Below are 16388 nucleotides of genomic sequence, written 5' to 3' on the forward strand. Positions count from 1 at the left end.
CGACGAGCGCGATCATCTTGTCGATGAACAAGCCGCCCGGCTCCTGGGTGATCTGCACGACGATCCGGTCGGAGAGCACCGTGGTGCCGCCGGTGACGGCGGAACGGTCGCCGCCGGATTCGCGGATGACGGGGGCGGATTCACCCGTGATGGCCGATTCGTCCACCGACGCAATGCCTTCCACGACATCGCCGTCGCCCGGGATGACCTGTCCGGCCTCGACGACGACGTGGTCGCCGCGCTGCAGCTCGGGGCGGGGCACTTCTCCTCGATGATGCGCGCGCCGGGCGACCAGTTCACCAGTTTGCGAGCGACGGTGTCGGTCTTGGCTTTCCGCAGGGTGTCGGCCTGCGCCTTGCCGCGGCCCTCGGCGACGGCCTCGGCCAGGTTGGCGAAAAGCACGGTGGCCCAGAGCCACACGACGATGGCCCAGCCGAAGAAGCTCGGGTCCACGATCGCCAGGATGGTCGACCAGACGGCACCCAGCTCGACGATCAGCATGACGGGATTGCGCCACAGGGTGCGCGGGTCCAGCTTCTTGAAGGCGTCCGGCAACGACTTCATGAGCTGCTGCGGATTGAAAATTCCGCTGGAGACCCGGCCGCCCGTGTGCACGGAAGCCTCCTGGGGCTTCTCGATTTCAACAGTGGGGGCAGACATTTCAGTGGATTCCTTCAGCAAGCGGCCCGAGCGCCAGCGCGGGCAGGAAGGTCAGGGCGACCAGGATGAAGGTCGTTCCGACGACCATGCCGATGAACTGCGGCCGGTGCGTCGGCAGCGTGCCGACCGATTCCGGCGTATGCCCCTGCTGGGCCAGCGATCCGGCCAGCGCGAGCACGAAGATGATCGGCAGGAAGCGGCCGAACAGCATGGCCAGGCCGAGGGCGGTGTTGTACCACTCGGTATTGCCGGTGAGACCGGCGAAGGCCGAACCGTTGTTGTTGGCCGCGGAGGTGAAGGCGTACAGCACTTCCGACAATCCGTGCGGTCCGCTGTTGAGCATGCCGCCGCGCTGTCCGGGCATGGCCATGGCGATGGCGGTGCCGACCAGTACGATGAGCGGGCTGACCAGGAAATAGGTCGCGGCCAGCTTGATCTCGCGCGGGGTGATCTTCTTGCCCAGGTATTCCGGGGTGCGGCCGACCATCAGGCCCGCCACGAAGACCGTGATCACGGCGAGGATCAGCATGCCGTACAGACCCGCGCCGACGCCGCCGGGCGCGACCTCGCCGAGCTGCATATTGAACAGCAGCATGAGTCCGCCGAGGCTGGAGTACGAATCGTGGAAAGAGTCCACCGCACCGGTCGAGGTCAGCGTGGTCGCCGCGGCGAAGGTCGCCGAGTTGGACACGCCGAAGCGGGTTTCCACGCCCTCCATGGACGCGCCGATGGCGGTCGGAATGGTGCCGTGGTGCTGCAGCTGGAACAGGTTGGTCAGCCCGATCGACAGCAGGGCGATGACGCCCATCACCGCGGTAATGGCATAGCCCTGCTTGGTGCTGCCCACCAGTCGGCCGAAGCCGCGCGGCAGGGAGAACGGGATGACCAGGATCAGGAAGATCTCGAACCAGTTGGTCCAGGTGGTCGGGTTCTCGAACGGGTGCGCGGAGTTCACGTTGTAGAAACCGCCACCGTTGGTGCCCAGCTCCTTGATGACTTCCTGGCTCGCGACCGGACCGCCCGGCAGGGTCTGGGTCGCACCGGCGACGGTGTCGATCGTCTGATCGTTCAGCACGAAATTCTGCACCGCGCCACCGGCGACCAGCACGATCGCGGCGATGAATGCGATCGGCAGCAGAATCCGGATGGTTCCCCTCACCAGATCCACCCAGAAGTTGCCGAGATCGGCGGTGTGCTTGCGGGCGAAGCCGCGCACCAGCGCGATCACGACGGCGATGCCGACCGAGGCCGAGACGAAGTTCTGCACCGCCAGACCGGCCATCTGCACCAGGTGCCCCATGGTGGATTCACCGGAGTAGTTCTGCCAGTTGGTATTGGTGACGAAGCTGACGGCCGTGTTCCAGGCCAGCGCCGGGGTCATCTCGGTCGCCGGGTCGTTCAGGTGCAGCGGCAGCTTGCCCTGCAGCAGCTGGAAGAAGAAGAGGAACAGGATGCTCACCGCCGAGAAGGCCAGCACGCTGCGGGCGTAGACCGCCCACGTCATCTCCACGCCCGGCTGCACGCCGATGACCTTGTAGATGAACTTCTCGGCGCGCGAATGCTTCTCGGCCTTGTACACGCGAGCGATGTAATCCCCGAACGGGATGTGCACCAGCGCCAGCGCGATGATCAGGGATGCGACGAAGACGATCCCCGCGGTAGTCGTGCTCACTTAGAACCTCTCCGGAAACAGCAGCGCCGCGACCATGTACAGAGCGACGCCAACAGCCAGGACCAGACCGATGATGTTCTGAGTCACAGCCGTTCCACCCCGCGTTGGATCAGGCCGAGCAGGGCGAACAGGGCGAACAGCGCCACCGTCAGCACCGTGAACACCACGATGGACATCAGTTGAAACCTCTCTTTCGGACGTACCCCGAGGTACGCCGGAGCGAGTCAAGCGTTAAAACGGGCGGAAATCGAGGACCTTTACGGGTTCTTAGCGTCTCAAAGGCCCGCCTTGACGCCCCACTTACAGGATTTCCCGGAGTGTCGCGCCCATGTCGTCAACATCGGTGGTGAGACCGTAAAGATAGCGTCAGGGACAGGCATTATTCGGTTGACGAGAGTAGACAGGTGAGGCTCGGCCGAGTCCCCCTGCAAGCACACGGCCGAGCACACGGCCCATTGATGTGTAAGGAGACGACCGTGCCGGATCTCGCCGTCACCCTGATGGTGATCCTCGGCTTCCTCGCCGCATGCCTGTGCCTGCGGGCGCTGGCCGCCGCCGAAGCGCGCCACGACGCGATCCGTGCTCCCCGGGCGGAACTCCGCGCCGGGCGCGCGATGATTAGCGAGTGAAACGCGGACAACTACGCATCTACCTGGGCGCGGCCCCCGGCGTCGGCAAAACCTACGCCATGCTGTCGGAAGCACACCGGCGGCTGGAACGCGGCCGTGATGTGGTGGCCGCGGTGGTGGAGACGCACGGACGCTCCAAGACGGCGGAGTTGCTGGAAGGCATCGAGCGCATTCCGCTCAAACAGGTCGAATATCGCGGTGCGACCCTGCCCGAACTCGATGTCGAGGCGGTACTGCGGCGCATGCCCGCGGTGGTGATGGTCGACGAGCTCGCCCACACCAATGTTCCGGGCAGTAAGCACGAGAAGCGCTGGCAGGACGTGCACGAGCTGCTCGACGCGGGGATCGATGTGATCTCCACGGTCAATGTGCAGCACCTGGAGAGCCTCAACGACGTCGTGCAGCAGATCACCGGTGTGGTGCAGCGCGAGACCGTGCCCGACTGGGTGGTGCGCGGCGCGGATCAGGTGGAGCTGGTCGACATCACGCCGGAAGCCTTACGCCGCAGGATGTCCCACGGCAATGTCTATGCCGCCGAGAAGGTGGATGCGGCGCTGCGCAACTACTTCCGGCCCGGAAACCTCACGGCGCTACGCGAATTGGCGCTGTTGTGGCTGGCCGACCAGGTGGATGCGGCGCTGGCCAAGTACCGGGAAGACCATAAGATCACCGACACCTGGGAGGCCCGCGAGCGGGTCGTGGTGGCGGTGACCGGCGGCCCGGAATCGGAGACCATCGTGCGGCGCGCCAGCCGCATCGCCGCCAAGTCCAGCGCCGAACTGGTGCTGGTGCACGTGGTGCGCGGGGACGGGCTGGCCGGGGTCTCCACGCAGCGACTCAACCGGCTGCGCGATCTGGCGACCAGTCTGGATGCCAGCCTGCACACCGTCACGGGCGAGGACGTACCTACCACCTTGCTGGACTTCGCCCGGCAAGCGAACGCAACCCAGTTGGTGCTCGGCACCTCGCGACGCTCCCGTTGGGCGCGCATGCTCGACGAGGGCATCGGGGCGACCGTAGTGCAGGAGTCGGGGAAGATCGACGTGCACATGGTGACCCATGAAGAGTCCAATCCCGGATTCCGCTGGCGTTCGCTCACGCCGCGCGAGCAACAGTTACGGTCGTGGCTCGCCGCGCTGGTGGTGCCCTCACTGATCTGCCTGGTGACGGTCCTGTGGCTGGACCGCTGGCTGGAGCTCGGCGGGGAGAGCGCGCTGTTCTTCATCGGCGTCATCGTGGTGGCGCTGTTCGGCGGCGTGGCTCCGGCGGCGCTGTCGGCGCTGTTATCGGGGGTGCTGCTCAACTGGTTCCTCACCGAGCCGCGCTACAGCCTCACCGTGGCGGAGCTGGACAATTTCCTCACCATTGTGGTGCTGCTGGTGGTGGCGGTCGCGGTGGCGGCGCTGGTGGATGTGGCCTCGAAGCGAACGCGGGAGGCGCGCAAGGCTTCTCGACAGGCCGAATTGCTGACGCTGTTCGCGGGCGCGGTGCTGCACGGCGCGAATCTGCAGGACCTGCTGGAGCGCGCGAGAGAGACCTACGGGCAGGACGCGGTCAGTCTGGTGGACGACGACGGGGTCATCGCCTCGGTGGGTGAGAATCCGCCGACCGATGTGGCCGCCGCCGAGACCGCGCTGGAGGCCGGTGAGGATATGCACTGGCTGCTGCTGTCCGGGCGGGCGCTGTCGGCCGGGGACCGGGTCGTGCTGGGCGCGGTGGCCAATCAGGCTGCGGGACTGGTGCATCAGCGGCAGTTGCGTGAGGAGGCCGGGGCCGCGCAGGCGGTCATGGAGGCCGACAAACTGCGCCGGGCGCTGCTGTCGGCGGTCAGTCACGATCTGCGGACGCCGCTGGCCGGAGCCAAGGCGGCGGTGTCCAGCCTGCGCAGCGACGATGTGGAGTTCTCGCCCGAGGACACCGCCGAATTGCTGGAGACCATCGAGGAATCCGTGGATCAGCTGACCGCGCTGGTCGGCAATCTGCTCGATTCCTCCCGCTTGATGGTGGGGGTGGTGCAGCCCCAGATGCGGCGGGTCTATCTCGACGAGGTGGTGCACCGCGCGCTCATGGGCATGGGCACCCGAGGACTGCGGCGTACCGCCATGGACCGGGTGAAGGTGGAAGTGGGTACGGTATCGGTACACGCCGATCAGGGTCTGCTCGAGCGTGTCCTGGCCAATCTGATCGATAATGCGATTCGCTACTCTCCGCACGGCACTCCCGTCCGGGTGACCGCGGAGCGCACCGGGAAACGGGTGGCCGTCACCGTGGTCGACGCCGGTCCCGGCGTGCCGACGGGTTTGGAAGACCAGCTCTTCGAACCCTTCCAGCGGCTCGGCGATCGCGACAATTCCACCGGCGTGGGTCTCGGCCTGTCGGTGGTCCGAGGTTTCGTGGAAGCCATGGGCGGCACCGTGCACGCGGAGCCGACCCCGGGCGGAGGGTTGACAATGGTGATCGATCTACAAGCCAGCGATGAACAGGAGAACGGGTGACCAGCACGGCTCCGACGCCGACCAAAGTTCTTGTGGTCGACGACGAACCACAGATTCTGCGCGCATTGCGCATCAATCTGTCGGTGCGCGGATACGAGGTGACGACCGCGGCCACCGGGGCCGCGGCCCTGCGCGCGGCGGCGGAGAAACACCCCGAGGTCGTCATCCTGGACCTCGGCCTGCCGGATATGGACGGCATCGAAGTGCTGGCCGGATTGCGCGGCTGGTCCACCGTGCCCGTGATCGTGCTGTCGGCGCGCACCGACTCCTCGGACAAGGTGGAGGCCCTGGACGCGGGGGTGGACGACTACATCACCAAACCCTTCGGCATGGACGAACTGCTGGCCCGGCTGCACGCCGCGGTACGACGCTCGGCGGCCACCGCCGACGCGCCGGAGCCTATTGTCGAAACCTCGTCCTTCACCGTGGATCTGTCGGCGAAGAAGGTCATCCGGCACGGTAAGGACGTGCACCTGCCCCCCACCGAATGGGGTGTGCTCGAGATGCTGGTGCGCAATCAGGGCAAGCTGGTCGGCCGCCGGGAATTGCTGCGCGAGGTGTGGGGTCCGGCGTATGCCACCGAAACCCACTATCTGCGTGTGTATCTCGCGCAGCTGCGCCGCAAACTCGAGGACGATCCGTCACAGCCCAAGCACCTGCTGACCGAGGCGGGCATGGGGTACCGGTTCCAGGTCTGATCAGCGGGTCAGGCGGAGCGGCAACGACTTCAGGCCATTGTTGAGGTTGGAGCGGATGCGGCGGGCCGGACCTGTGCGCTCGATGTCCGGGAAGCGGGCGAGGAGTTCCTCGAAGAACACCCGCCCCTCCAGGCGGGCCAGGTGGACGCCCAGGCAGTAGTGCTGGGCGAGGCCGAAGGACAAGTGCGGGTTGGGGTTTCGGCGGATGTCGAAGTGCTGGGGAGTGGTGAAGACGTCCTCGTCGCGGTTGGCGGAGGTGTACCACATGGCTACCTTGTCACCGGCCTTGATGGGGACGCCGCGGATTTCGGTGTCGACGGTGGCGGTGCGGCGGTGGCGGTGCGGCGGAAGTAGTGCAGTGGGTTGGCGTAGCGCAGGATTTCTTCCACCGCACCGGGAATCAGGGACGGGTCGGCGCGCAGCGCACGCAATTGGTCCGGATGGTCCAGGAGGAGTTGCAGGCCCGAGGAGAGCATGGTCTTGGTCGTGTCGTTGCCCGCCGTCACCAGCTGGGTGAAGAAGCTGCCGAATTCGATGTCGGACATGGCTTTTCCGCCGAACCCACCGGCCAGGATCAACGAGGTGAGATCAGGTCGGGGCTGCTCGGTGCGGCGTCGCATGGCGAACTGGATGGCGTAGACGGCCATTTTGGTGACTTCGGCGGTGGCGTCGAAATCGCCGATCGGGTCCGGATCCTGTTGGCTGGTGGACTGTTCGGCCCACCGGCGCAGGTCAGGCCAGTCGGCGGCGGGGATGCCGAACAGGCCGCCGACCACCTGGCTGGGCAGCACACCGGCGACGTCGTGCACGAATTCGACCTCGACGTCCACACTGTCGAGGAGTTGGCGGGTGAGCTCTCGGACCCGGTCCTCCATCTCGCCGACCACCCGCGCTTTGAAGTGCTCCGCCAAGGGTTTCCGGTATTCGGTGTGCCGCGGCGGATCCATCATGAGCAACATGTTGCGGGTCATCTCGAGGCGTTCGGGCGGCTGATTCTCCAGGATCACGCCCTCGCGCTCGGCCGAGAACAGGTCGGGATTGCGGGCCACGTGCGCGACATCCGCATGCTTGAGAATCGCCCAGTAGCCGGGCTCGCCGGGCATGTCCTGCCAGTACACCGGCCGGGTCCGCCGCAGTTCGGCGAAGATCTCGTGAATCGGCCCGGCCACATAGAGCTCGGGATCGTAGATATCCATGACCGCGCTCACGGCCCACCTCGGTATTCACTTGCGAGTTCCGGTCTTTCGACTCGGACGCTAGTCATCCCCCGCCGCCGGCGCGGGCATTCACCACGGCGATCCCGCTCAGTGGACGGCTCACGCGGCCGGATCGCACGGCACCCGACCCGCGGCCACGGCGGCCGGAATGGCATTCAGCGCCGCCGCGATCATGCACCCGCCCGACCGCCGCGCGTGTCGTCGCTACAACCCGAGTCCGGCCGCCACGGATTCCCCCGGCGCGATGCCCGGCGGGATGGCGAAGAAGGCGCTGCCGGTGTGTTCGGTGACGCCGTTGAGCAGGTCGGCTCCGGACAGGGCGTGCTGGGCGCGGATGAATTGTTCGGGCGGGTTGTTCATGTAGGCGGCGAAGAGCAGGCCCGCGTCGAGGGAATTGTGGCCGCCGTGGGTGTGATTGGGGTCGGTGCCCGCGGGGTGGTCGTGGGGGCCACGGCTTCGGTGACGGTGGTCGCGGTCGAGAGGAGGGTGCCGTAGTCGTAGTTGTAGCCGCGGCGGAACATGGGGATGCCGTTCACCAGGCGGATGTGGGCGGCGGGGGCGATGGCGAGTTCGCCGTCGGCGCCGCGGGCCTCCAGGTCCACCCGGTCGAATTCATCGGCGCCGTGCAGGGGTGCGCCGTCACCGCGGCGGCGGCCGATGATGCGGTTCTGTTCGGCCAGCGGGAGCATGTCCCAGTCGGCGGTCCTCATGCGGATCTTGCGGAAGACGAGATAGGTTCCGCCGCGGAACCATTCGGGTTCGGTGGCGGCGGTCGCCCAGACGGTATCGTCGAACTCCCGGGTGCCGGGGCGGGCATTGGCGGTGCCGTCCTTGTGGCCTAACATGTTTCGCGGCGTGCCGCCGTCGGCGGGGCGACTCAGGAAGCCGTGCTGGGTCCAGCGCATGCGGGCCAGACCGGGCATGCGGGCCCGCAGCGCGCGGAAGGCATGGCTCACGATCTGGGCGTCGTCGGCGCAGATCTGCACCATGACGTCGCCGCCGGACCAGGCAGAATTCAGTGCGTCCCGGGGGAATTCGGGTAGCGGCTGCAAGTGCTGCGGTCGGCGGTCGGCCAGGCCGAATCGTTCGTCGAACAGCGCCGTGCCCAGGCCGAAGGTCACCGTCAGGCGGGCGGGATCGAGGTCGCTGGCGAAATCGGTGTGATTGCTGAATCCCGCGGCGGTGTCGGCTTTGTCGGGTACCCGCTCGCCTGCGGTCAGAGCGGCCGCGGTCTCCGTCCATCCGGCCAGCAACTCGCGCAGGACGCCACTGTCGGGCTTCGTGACATCGCAGGACAGGAAGATCGCGTGTGCCTGGGCCGTCGTGTCGATTCCGGCTTGATGCCGTCCGTGGAACGGCTCGATCCGGCTGCCGTGGTGCGCCTCTCCCGGCGCGGTCACCCGCCCGGCGACCACACCCGCCGTCGCGGCTCCGGCGGCCATGAGCGCAGAACCGAACAGTACGCGCCGGGACACCGGGAAACCGGAATTACTACTCGCAGTAGTAGTCTCGCTCATGGGGGTGAGAGTAGCTGTGATATCCACAACCTTCAATACCACTGAAGCTCGAGCTAAGCTTCAACCACACTGAAGGTTGGAGGTTGCCTTGTCTTTGTCACGTCGCACCGCCCTGAGCGCGGGAATCGCCGGAACCGCTCTGGCACTGACCTATTCACGCGCGGCAACGGAGAGCGATCCGCTCGCGCTACCGTCCACGCCACTCGCGCAGGAAACCACTCGGCTCATCACCGAGGCGCTGGAACCGCATCTGCGCAATCACAGCATTCGCGGCTATCTGTTCGGCCGCGCCCTCGCCGAGGCGCGCGGGTTGCGTCCGGGTGCGGACTACAACGACGAGACGATGTACCTGATTTGCGCGCTGCACGATATCGGGTTGGCCGAACGCGCCAATGGCACACAGCGATTCGAAATGGACGGCGCGGACTACGCGGCACAGTTTCTCGAGGCCAATGGCGTCACCGATGAGCGGGTCGACATCGTCTGGGATGCGGTCCCCATGCACACGTCCGGCTTCTCCGACTCCCCCGCCTATCAGCGGCGACGGCCCGCCGAGATCTGGATCGCGGTAACGGGCATCGGAATCGACGTCGGCGGCGGCCCCGCCGATCTGCCGCCCGGGTACGCCGACAGCGTGCACGCCGCCTACCCCCGCCTCGGCGGCACCCGCGCCCTCACCACCTCGATCGAACGACAGGCGGTCGCCGATCCCCGCAAGGCGCCGCCGGGCACCTTGCCGGGGGAGATCATGCGGCTTCGCCACCCCGAGGTCCCTCAGCTCACCTGGGACATGATCCTGGATTCCAGCGGCTGGCAGGACTGACCACCAGCGTCCGGACGCGGATCCCGCGACCCGGTGGCGCGCGGGGGTGCGCACACCGGGACGATGGGGCCATGTCTGTTGCGGCAATCGTGTTCGACATGGACGGCGTGCTCATCGACACCGAGCCGATCTGGGAGGAGGTGCGGCGCGGCTACATCGACGAGATGCAGGGCAAATGGCTGCCCGACACCCAGGATCGGCTCATGGGGATGAGCACCGCCGAGTGGGCGGAATACCTCAGCGTCGATCTGCTCGACGGGCGGCGCACGCCGGAGGAAGTGGCCGACGACGTCATCTCCCGCATGAGTGCCTGTTACGCCGAGCGGCTGCCGCTCATGCCCGGTGCGGTGGAGGCGATCCGGCTGTTCGCCGAGGCGTATCCCCTCGGGCTGGCCAGCTCCTCGCCGCAGCGGCCCTACTGGGCGTCCCACCGGAACAGTGTATCGCCATAGAGGATTCGAGCAACGGTCTGCGCTCTGCCCACGCCGCGGGCATGACGGTGATCGCCGTCCCCCATCCCCGCTATCCACCCGCCGCCGACGCACTCGCCCTGGCGGCATTCGTCGATTCCGATGGTTTGCAGGCCCTCACGCCCGAGATCGTCGCTCGGGTCACCGCCGCACTCGACTGACCGGCCGGGGGACTGGCCGCCGGGTCACACCTGCGGTAAGTCCCCGCCATCGCCTTGCTCTTTGGGCCCGGCGTCGCGTTCGGCCGCGTGCCCCGCGTCGCTCTGCGTTGCGGGGTCGGGGTCGCTTTGCCGCATGCGGCCGAGGTCGGCTTTCTGTGTCGAGCGCCTTCGACTGCCGGGCCTCTGCTTGCCGTCCGGGTATTGCCGCCGAATGCGGTCGGCCGCCGCGCGGGCCTTGTCGATCTCCTGCTGCCGGGCCAGCTCGGTTTCCCGCCGAGTCTGTTCCGACATCATGACCCTGGTCTGATAGGCCGTGAGCGCGCCGCCCGCACCGATACCGCTGATCAGCATGACCAGGCCCGCGATCCACGAGATGTGCCAGAAGGCGGCCACCACACCGAGGGTGGAGCCGCCGAGGGCCAGGGATTTGGCGGCCTGCTGCATGAACCGCAGCTTCGGGTAGATGTCCGGCATGGTCCAGTCCTCGATCAGCACCATCACGCCCAGGTGCGGCAGGGCGACGGCGAAGGCGACGACCGCGATCATGGCGGTGAGATCCAGGGAGCCGGAGGTGAGGAACGGCTGGATGATGACCGTTCCGATGGCTATCAGGCCGCCGTACATCAACCGCTCCTGGCGTACCCATCCGGCGCGCTCGTCCGGCGTCATCTGCCCCCAGAATTCCGCATCCTCGCTGTCGCCCATGCAGACCATCCTCGAGGTCCGCGCGCGGGAACCCGTGCAGCACGAACTCGCGTGTCCGGTCGCCGCCCGCCGTGGCCCAGGTCACTGCGGAATTCGGCTGACCGGCTCCGTGTTCCGCAGTCCGGATGGGTCTCGTGCCGCGTGGCGCGAGCGAATGGGAGGATCGTGATCATGGCTGAACAGACCGCCGCACCGCAGCAGGCCGCTGCCGCGCAGTCCACCGAACCCGTGGAGCTGTGGGCCGAGCGCACCGGAACCCTCGCCTACACGGGCCGCAACAACCGCGGCGGCGAGGTGCTCATCGCGTCCGCGGGCGTACCGGGCGCGTTCACGCCGGGTGAGCTGCTGAAGATCGCGCTGGCCGGATGCACCGGGCTGAGCGCCGATTTCACGCTGTCGCGGCGACTGGGCGAGAGCTTCGACGCGACCGTGCGGGTCTCCGGCGATGCCGATCGCGAGAACGAGACCTACCCGGAGCTCACCGAATCCTTCGAACTCGACCTCAGCGAGCTGGACGAGGAATCCCGGCAGCGACTGCTCGTCGCGGCGCAGCGGGCCGTCGACAAGGTCTGCACCGTGGGCCGCACGCTCAAGGCGGGCACGACGGTCAACCTGACCTTCAAAATCGACGAGTGATGTCCGATCCGGTCCGGCTCAGCGCCTGGGTGCACGGCTATGTCCAAGGTGTCGGCTTTCGCTGGTGGACGCGGTCCCGGGCGCTCGAGTTGGGCCTGACCGGCTATGCCCGCAACCACCGCGACGGCCGGGTGCACGTGGTCGCCGAAGGTCCGCGCGACAAGTGCGACACGCTGCTGACACTGCTGCGATCCGGCGATACGCCTGGTCGGGTGGATCTTGTTGTGGAAGACTGGGGCGCCACCCAAGGTGGTATGACCGGGTTCGAGGAGCGCTAGTGCGCGGGGAGTTCGAGGAGTCGATCGTTGGCCGATGAACATCGCGGCACTCCGCAAGACCCGAACGACCAGTCCGGCGAACCCGACAATGTGGCGCCCGGCGGCCATTTCGGCGCGCACACCAATGAACCGGCCCAGGGCGCACATCCGCCGCTAGGCCAACCCGCGCCTCCGGCCACGGGTCCGACCACGCCGTTCGCGGGCCCTCCGGCCGCTCCGCCAGCCACACCACCGGCGTTCCAGATGCCGATGCCACCGGTCGAACCCACTCCGTCTGCTTTCCCCGCGCCGCCGAAGAAGCGGCGGGGCAGCATCATCCAGCAGGAGCCCGGCGTCACCGCGGCGCGCGTGCCGACCGTGGCCGAGGCGCGGGCGCGGGCGAAGGCGCGGTATCTGGCCGAGGAGAAGGCGCGGGTCGAGGCGGAAGCCGATGCGGCCAAACGGAAGTCGCGCAAACGGCTCATGGTCGGCGGCGCCGCCGTTGTCGGTGTCGCGGCGCTGGTGGGCGGCGGCTATCTGGCCTACAGCGCGATCAAGTCGCCCGAGGTGACGGCGTACTGCACGATCATCGCCAAGAAGGGCCAGGAAGTCAGCCTCGGCAATGGGAAGACGATCACGGCCACCCAGGACAATCAAGAGATCGTCGTCCCCGATAACTACTGCGCCGACGGCTCACGCTCCAGCGGCGGCGGGATCGGCGGCATCTTCATTCTGAACGGGCTGCAGTACCGCTACTACTACGGTGGCGCGAACACCATCGGCCAGACCGCGACCGGCGGCACCACGGTGGCGCCGAAGGGCGCGTCCATCAAAACCAAGACCGGCACCACGATTCAGCGCGGCGGTCTGGGCGCGAAGCTCGGCGGAGGAGGCTCGTAATGCGGCGTGTGCGCAGCACTCCGCGCGCGGGCTGGCAGCAGATCGTCGAGAGTCAGGGCCTGGTCTTCGGCAAACCCGGTCGCGACGCCAGCGGCCAGCCGCGGCCGTACTGGGACGAATCCGTGCACTACGAGTTCGACATGGACGAAATCCTGGCCTTGGAAGCTCAGGTCGAAGTCCTGCACACCATGTGCATGCACGCCGTCGAGCACATCATCCTCACCGAACGTTTCGCCGATTTCGGTCTCCCGCAATGGAGTTGGGAACCCATCGCCAACTCCTGGAAACGCAACGACCCCTACGTCTACGGCCGCTTCGACCTCCGCTACGACGGCCGCGGCCCGGCGAAACTGCTGGAATACAACGCCGATACGCCGACATCGCTGCTGGAGGCCGCGATCGTCCAGTGGCACTGGCTCACCGACACCCACCCCGGTGACGACCAGTGGAATTCCTTGCACGAGAAGCTCGTCGAACGCTGGACCGAGCTGCGCGACGTCCTCCCCAAGACCGACCTGCACTTCACCTGGTCGGGAGCCGATGCCACCGGCGAGGACAACGTCACCACCGCCTACATGCAGGAAACGGCCGCCGAAGCGGACTTCGACACCGTCGCCCTCCCCATCGAGGAAGTCGGATTCGACACGGAACTGGAGCGTTTCGTCGACCTCGCCGAAGCCCCCATCGAATCCATCTTCAAGCTCTACCCCTGGGAATGGGTCCTCGACGACCAATTCGGCCAGCGCGTAGTCCAATCCCTGCCCGCCACCATGTGGGTGGAGCCGCTGTGGAAGACAATGCTCTCCAACAAGGCACTCCTGGCGGTCCTCTGGGAGATGTACCCCGGCCACCCCAACCTGCTACCCGCCTACCTGGACGACCCGCACGAGCTGACCGAGTACATCCGCAAGCCGAAGCTCGGCCGCGAGGGCGCGAACATGACCATCGTCGGCGCGGGCATGGAAACCGCCACCGGCGGCGTCTACGGCGCCGAAGGTTTCGTCTACCAACTGCTGGACCCCCTCCCGGAATTCGACGGCATGCGCCCCGTCCTGGGCGCCTGGATGGTAGGCGACACCGCCGCCGGTCTAGGCATCCGCGAAACCGCAGGCTTGATCACCGACGACGGTGCCGCCTTCATCCCCCACCGCATCCCCGAATCCTGACATACTCCCCCAGACCCACCCCCACCCCCGGAGGATCCTCAGATGACGACCACTCTCGCACTGGAAGAGGGCTACTGGAGCTCCCTCGGCGAAGGCGTAGGCGCCATCCTCCTCTACGCCCTGGTAGGCCTCGTCCTCGTCCTAGCAGGCTTCTTCGCCGTAGACCTCACCACCCCCGGCAAACTCCGCAACCTGGTAGCCCAAGGCCTCCCCAACGCCGTAACCGTAAGCGCCGCAGGCATGCTCAGCATGGCCTTCATAGTCGTCCTAGCCATCTACGCCTCCGGCGGCGACCTCCTCGGCGGCCTGATCCGCTCCCTCATCTTCGGCGCAGTAGGCATCCTCGTCCAAGTAATCTCCGTCCGAATCCTCGAACGAGTCCTAGGCATCAACATAGGCGCCGTCCTCCACAGCCCCACCTTCGCCGCCGAAGCCCTAGTCGTCTCCGCCGCCCACTTCGCCCTCGGCCTGGTAGTAGCAGTCGCCATCCTCTAACCCCCTCACCCTGGAATCGCCCGCCACGGCCGCAACACCGTTCGATCCCGAAACGCCTCGATAGCCGCAGCAACTTCGAACGGTGTCGCAGCCTGCTCAATGTCCGTACGGTACTTCACCTGATCCGCCACAGCATCGAGCTCGAACCCCCACACCATCGACATCAACGGATTAATGAACAGCTCAGCTCCCTTGTCGCGCGTACGCGCAAGCGAGTGATAGTCCCCGAACTCACCCCGCGCAGCGTCGGTGATCGACGCACACACAATGCTCTCCCGTCCAGGCGTATGCCGCTGCACCCAGGACACGGCATCGAGCCACGCATCAACAGCGGGCACACCCGGAATCAGCGCGAAAACCCCAAGGTATGCACCAAGTTTGGCAAGCGCAGCAACATTCTCCAAAAAATGCGCATGACAAACCCCATGATGAGCATCAATCCCAAACCCCACACAAACCGCCAGCTTCACCGGCAGGTCGAGCGACCGCGCCGCCAGCAAACTGGTCACATCCTCCACCGGAGTACCAAGCCCCGCCTCATCCCCCGTCATAAGCAGATCCGTCCCCCCATCAACCAAAACCAGTGCGTCTATCCGCAACTCCCGCGCCAACCACGCATACGCCGCCCTGACATCAGCGACCCCACCCTTACGAATCATGAACACACGATTCGGATACCCCTGCCCCCTCAAGCACGCCGCAAGATGCCGCTCCGGGAAGTAACCCTGAGGTCCATCAGTATCCGCGCAAACCTCGAACAGCCCCGGCGCCAACAACTTTGCCGCTGTACGAGACACCGCGGTGAACGTCAGATTGGCAAGAAACACCGTCTTCCCACGCCCGCGCAGCTCGAAGGCGATAGGCAGCCCGCTGAGCAAATCGAACCCGCCGCCTGCGCCCGCTATCAGAACTCGTCGGGAACTGCCCAGTCGACCCAACGCCTGCGTGTCGAACAGATTGCGATCCGGCCAAGAAATCAATGAGACATCAACCTTCTGTCACCACCACGCAGCGATAGACCAAACACTGCCGGCAGGCAGCTCGCCCTCTGACACGTCGGTGGAAACAATAATTCGACTCGTTGCTGACCCGGCAGAAAAATATCGATAGCCCAGAGAGGAACTTGTATCGACCGCCGCAACCCGCACTCCACGAGAAAAGATTGCTTCGCTGAGAGAGCCAAACGGAACGGAACTTGGAAAACTTCCATACCGCTCAGATACCTTCTCGGGAATAGCAGCTCCATGAAATAGGCGGTGGGTCTGGACAATCGCGCTGACGCTCGACCATTCACCACCTTTCTCACGACTCAAGCCGAGCTCGATGAGACCATAGTCCCGTCGTAACGATCTCCGTCGCTTGTCACTCTCGTCAACATATCCAGTATCACCCAACGCACACTCGACCTCCGCCAGGCTCACCCCGGGGCGCACACCAAAGACAGACCCTTCGACCGCGACGTCCGCTAGAAAGTCCATATATGTAAGGGGCACGACTGCCTACTCCATCTTCTCGAGTGCCTTGATGAGCAAGTGTAGTTCAAGAGCTCGATTCTTAGAGTTTCCCCAACCGTGCGAGTTCATCTCGTCGACGGCAGCGCGCGATTTCGCTATCAGGTCGGCACGCAGATCCGGATTGGAGCGAAGCGCATCCAGGACCTGCTGCATCTGAGTATCATTCGGCACGCCATGTGTCAAACGGATAGGACCTACGCCTATACCACCCGTATGGTCAGGAAATACGCGGACCTCCATATTTCCAACATGAGCATGGGCACCCTTCGTAGCCCAATCTGGAGCCATTGGCGAGATCGTAACCTTGTACGGAGCCAGGCCGAGCGGGTCGGACCAAACGCTTGGATTGTGAGGATACACACCAGGATTCGGT

Annotated in this window: 21 protein-coding genes and 1 pseudogene; 11 read left to right on the plus strand and 11 right to left on the minus strand. The window is 66.0% G+C overall.

Annotated elements, in window-relative coordinates; genetic code table 11:
• From NC4_RS39725 to NC4_RS43705, 4 genes and pseudogenes are all read right to left on the minus strand, one after another.
• A pseudogene (locus tag NC4_RS39725) lies at positions 1–660 on the minus strand (P-type ATPase actuator domain-containing protein); the annotation flags it as partial.
• A 1-nt stretch (position 661) separates the two neighbouring features.
• Positions 662–2332 carry a potassium-transporting ATPase subunit KdpA gene (gene kdpA / locus NC4_RS36125; protein WP_067548237.1) on the minus strand — a complete coding sequence of 557 codons (1671 nt, stop codon included), beginning with the start codon at positions 2330–2332 and terminating at the stop codon, positions 662–664.
• A complete protein-coding gene (gene kdpF / locus NC4_RS43700; RefSeq protein WP_157555438.1) occupies positions 2333–2419 on the minus strand; it encodes a K(+)-transporting ATPase subunit F in 87 nt (28 codons plus the stop codon).
• Positions 2416–2508: a potassium-transporting ATPase gene (locus NC4_RS43705; RefSeq protein ID WP_157555434.1), complete on the minus strand. Its 93-nt coding sequence runs from the start codon at positions 2506–2508 to the stop codon at positions 2416–2418. Before NC4_RS43705 ends, kdpF begins: the two co-directional genes overlap by 4 nt.
• 300 nt (positions 2509–2808) lie before the next feature.
• Here NC4_RS43705 and NC4_RS40805 point away from each other — a divergent pair, with 300 nt between their 5' ends.
• From NC4_RS40805 to NC4_RS36140, 3 genes are read left to right on the plus strand one after another with little or no spacing between them, the layout of a single operon-like run.
• Positions 2809–2961 (plus strand): hypothetical protein, encoded by a 153-nt coding sequence (locus tag NC4_RS40805; RefSeq protein WP_157555435.1) that lies wholly within the window; start codon positions 2809–2811, stop codon positions 2959–2961.
• A complete protein-coding gene (locus NC4_RS36135; protein ID WP_067548243.1) occupies positions 2958–5456 on the plus strand; it encodes an ATP-binding protein in 2499 nt (832 codons plus the stop codon). The genes NC4_RS40805 and NC4_RS36135 overlap by 4 nt, the downstream gene beginning before the upstream one ends.
• Positions 5453–6154, plus strand: a complete 702-nt coding sequence (locus NC4_RS36140) for a response regulator (protein WP_067548245.1) — start codon at positions 5453–5455, stop codon at positions 6152–6154. The genes NC4_RS36135 and NC4_RS36140 overlap by 4 nt, the downstream gene beginning before the upstream one ends.
• Here the strand turns inward: NC4_RS36140 and NC4_RS43710 are convergent, their stop codons facing one another.
• From NC4_RS43710 to NC4_RS36150, 4 genes are all read right to left on the minus strand, one after another.
• Positions 6155–6460: a cytochrome P450 gene (locus tag NC4_RS43710; RefSeq protein ID WP_369690822.1), complete on the minus strand. Its 306-nt coding sequence runs from the start codon at positions 6458–6460 to the stop codon at positions 6155–6157. It abuts the gene before it with no gap.
• Positions 6424–7362, minus strand: a complete 939-nt coding sequence (locus tag NC4_RS43715) for a cytochrome P450 family protein (protein WP_245722164.1) — start codon at positions 7360–7362, stop codon at positions 6424–6426. Before NC4_RS43715 ends, NC4_RS43710 begins: the two co-directional genes overlap by 37 nt.
• A 213-nt stretch (positions 7363–7575) precedes the next feature.
• Complete coding sequence (locus NC4_RS44265; protein ID WP_157555436.1) at positions 7576–7731, minus strand: hypothetical protein; 156 nt, start codon at positions 7729–7731, stop codon at positions 7576–7578.
• A complete protein-coding gene (locus NC4_RS36150; RefSeq protein ID WP_084530118.1) occupies positions 7728–8888 on the minus strand; it encodes a Dyp-type peroxidase in 1161 nt (386 codons plus the stop codon). Before NC4_RS36150 ends, NC4_RS44265 begins: the two co-directional genes overlap by 4 nt.
• 88 nt (positions 8889–8976) lie before the next feature.
• On the opposite strand from NC4_RS36150, the gene NC4_RS36155 reads away from it, so the two are divergent.
• The 3 genes from NC4_RS36155 (at position 8977) to NC4_RS43725 (ending at position 10342) form a co-directional block, all read left to right on the plus strand.
• Complete coding sequence (locus NC4_RS36155) at positions 8977–9711, plus strand: HD domain-containing protein (RefSeq protein ID WP_067548248.1); 735 nt, start codon at positions 8977–8979, stop codon at positions 9709–9711.
• Between the two features lie 71 nt (positions 9712–9782).
• Positions 9783–10163 (plus strand): HAD family hydrolase, encoded by a 381-nt coding sequence (locus tag NC4_RS36160; RefSeq protein ID WP_245722167.1) that lies wholly within the window; start codon positions 9783–9785, stop codon positions 10161–10163.
• A gap of 41 nt (positions 10164–10204) precedes the next feature.
• Entirely contained in the window at positions 10205–10342 is a 138-nt protein-coding gene (locus NC4_RS43725) for a hypothetical protein (protein WP_245722168.1), read from the plus strand.
• A gap of 24 nt (positions 10343–10366) precedes the next feature.
• Here the strand turns inward: NC4_RS43725 and NC4_RS36165 are convergent, their stop codons facing one another.
• Positions 10367–11047, minus strand: a complete 681-nt coding sequence (locus tag NC4_RS36165) for a hypothetical protein (protein WP_067548251.1) — start codon at positions 11045–11047, stop codon at positions 10367–10369.
• Positions 11048–11218: 171 nt separating this feature from the next.
• On the opposite strand from NC4_RS36165, the gene NC4_RS36170 reads away from it, so the two are divergent.
• From NC4_RS36170 to NC4_RS36190, 5 genes are read left to right on the plus strand one after another with little or no spacing between them, the layout of a single operon-like run.
• A complete protein-coding gene (locus NC4_RS36170) occupies positions 11219–11683 on the plus strand; it encodes an OsmC family protein (protein WP_067548264.1) in 465 nt (154 codons plus the stop codon).
• Entirely contained in the window at positions 11683–11961 is a 279-nt protein-coding gene (locus tag NC4_RS36175; RefSeq protein ID WP_067548255.1) for an acylphosphatase, read from the plus strand. Before NC4_RS36170 ends, NC4_RS36175 begins: the two co-directional genes overlap by 1 nt.
• Positions 11962–11988: 27 nt before the next feature.
• Entirely contained in the window at positions 11989–12840 is an 852-nt protein-coding gene (locus tag NC4_RS36180; protein WP_245722165.1) for a hypothetical protein, read from the plus strand.
• Positions 12840–14006, plus strand: coding sequence for a glutathionylspermidine synthase family protein (locus tag NC4_RS36185; protein ID WP_067548258.1), 1167 nt, complete (start codon positions 12840–12842; stop codon positions 14004–14006). The genes NC4_RS36180 and NC4_RS36185 overlap by 1 nt, the downstream gene beginning before the upstream one ends.
• Positions 14007–14048: 42 nt before the next feature.
• Complete coding sequence (locus NC4_RS36190) at positions 14049–14501, plus strand: DUF350 domain-containing protein (protein ID WP_067548261.1); 453 nt, start codon at positions 14049–14051, stop codon at positions 14499–14501.
• Between the two features lie 5 nt (positions 14502–14506).
• Here NC4_RS36190 and NC4_RS36195 read toward each other — a convergent pair whose 3' ends face one another.
• A complete protein-coding gene (locus NC4_RS36195; RefSeq protein ID WP_218021389.1) occupies positions 14507–15481 on the minus strand; it encodes a DUF1152 domain-containing protein in 975 nt (324 codons plus the stop codon).
• 519 nt (positions 15482–16000) lie between these two features.
• Positions 16001–16388, minus strand: a 388-nt coding sequence (locus NC4_RS41995) for a hypothetical protein (RefSeq protein WP_218021390.1), incomplete at its 5' end; no start/stop codon positions are given.

The organism is Nocardia crassostreae (assembly GCF_001613405.1).
GTDB lineage: Bacteria > Actinomycetota > Actinomycetes > Mycobacteriales > Mycobacteriaceae > Nocardia > Nocardia crassostreae.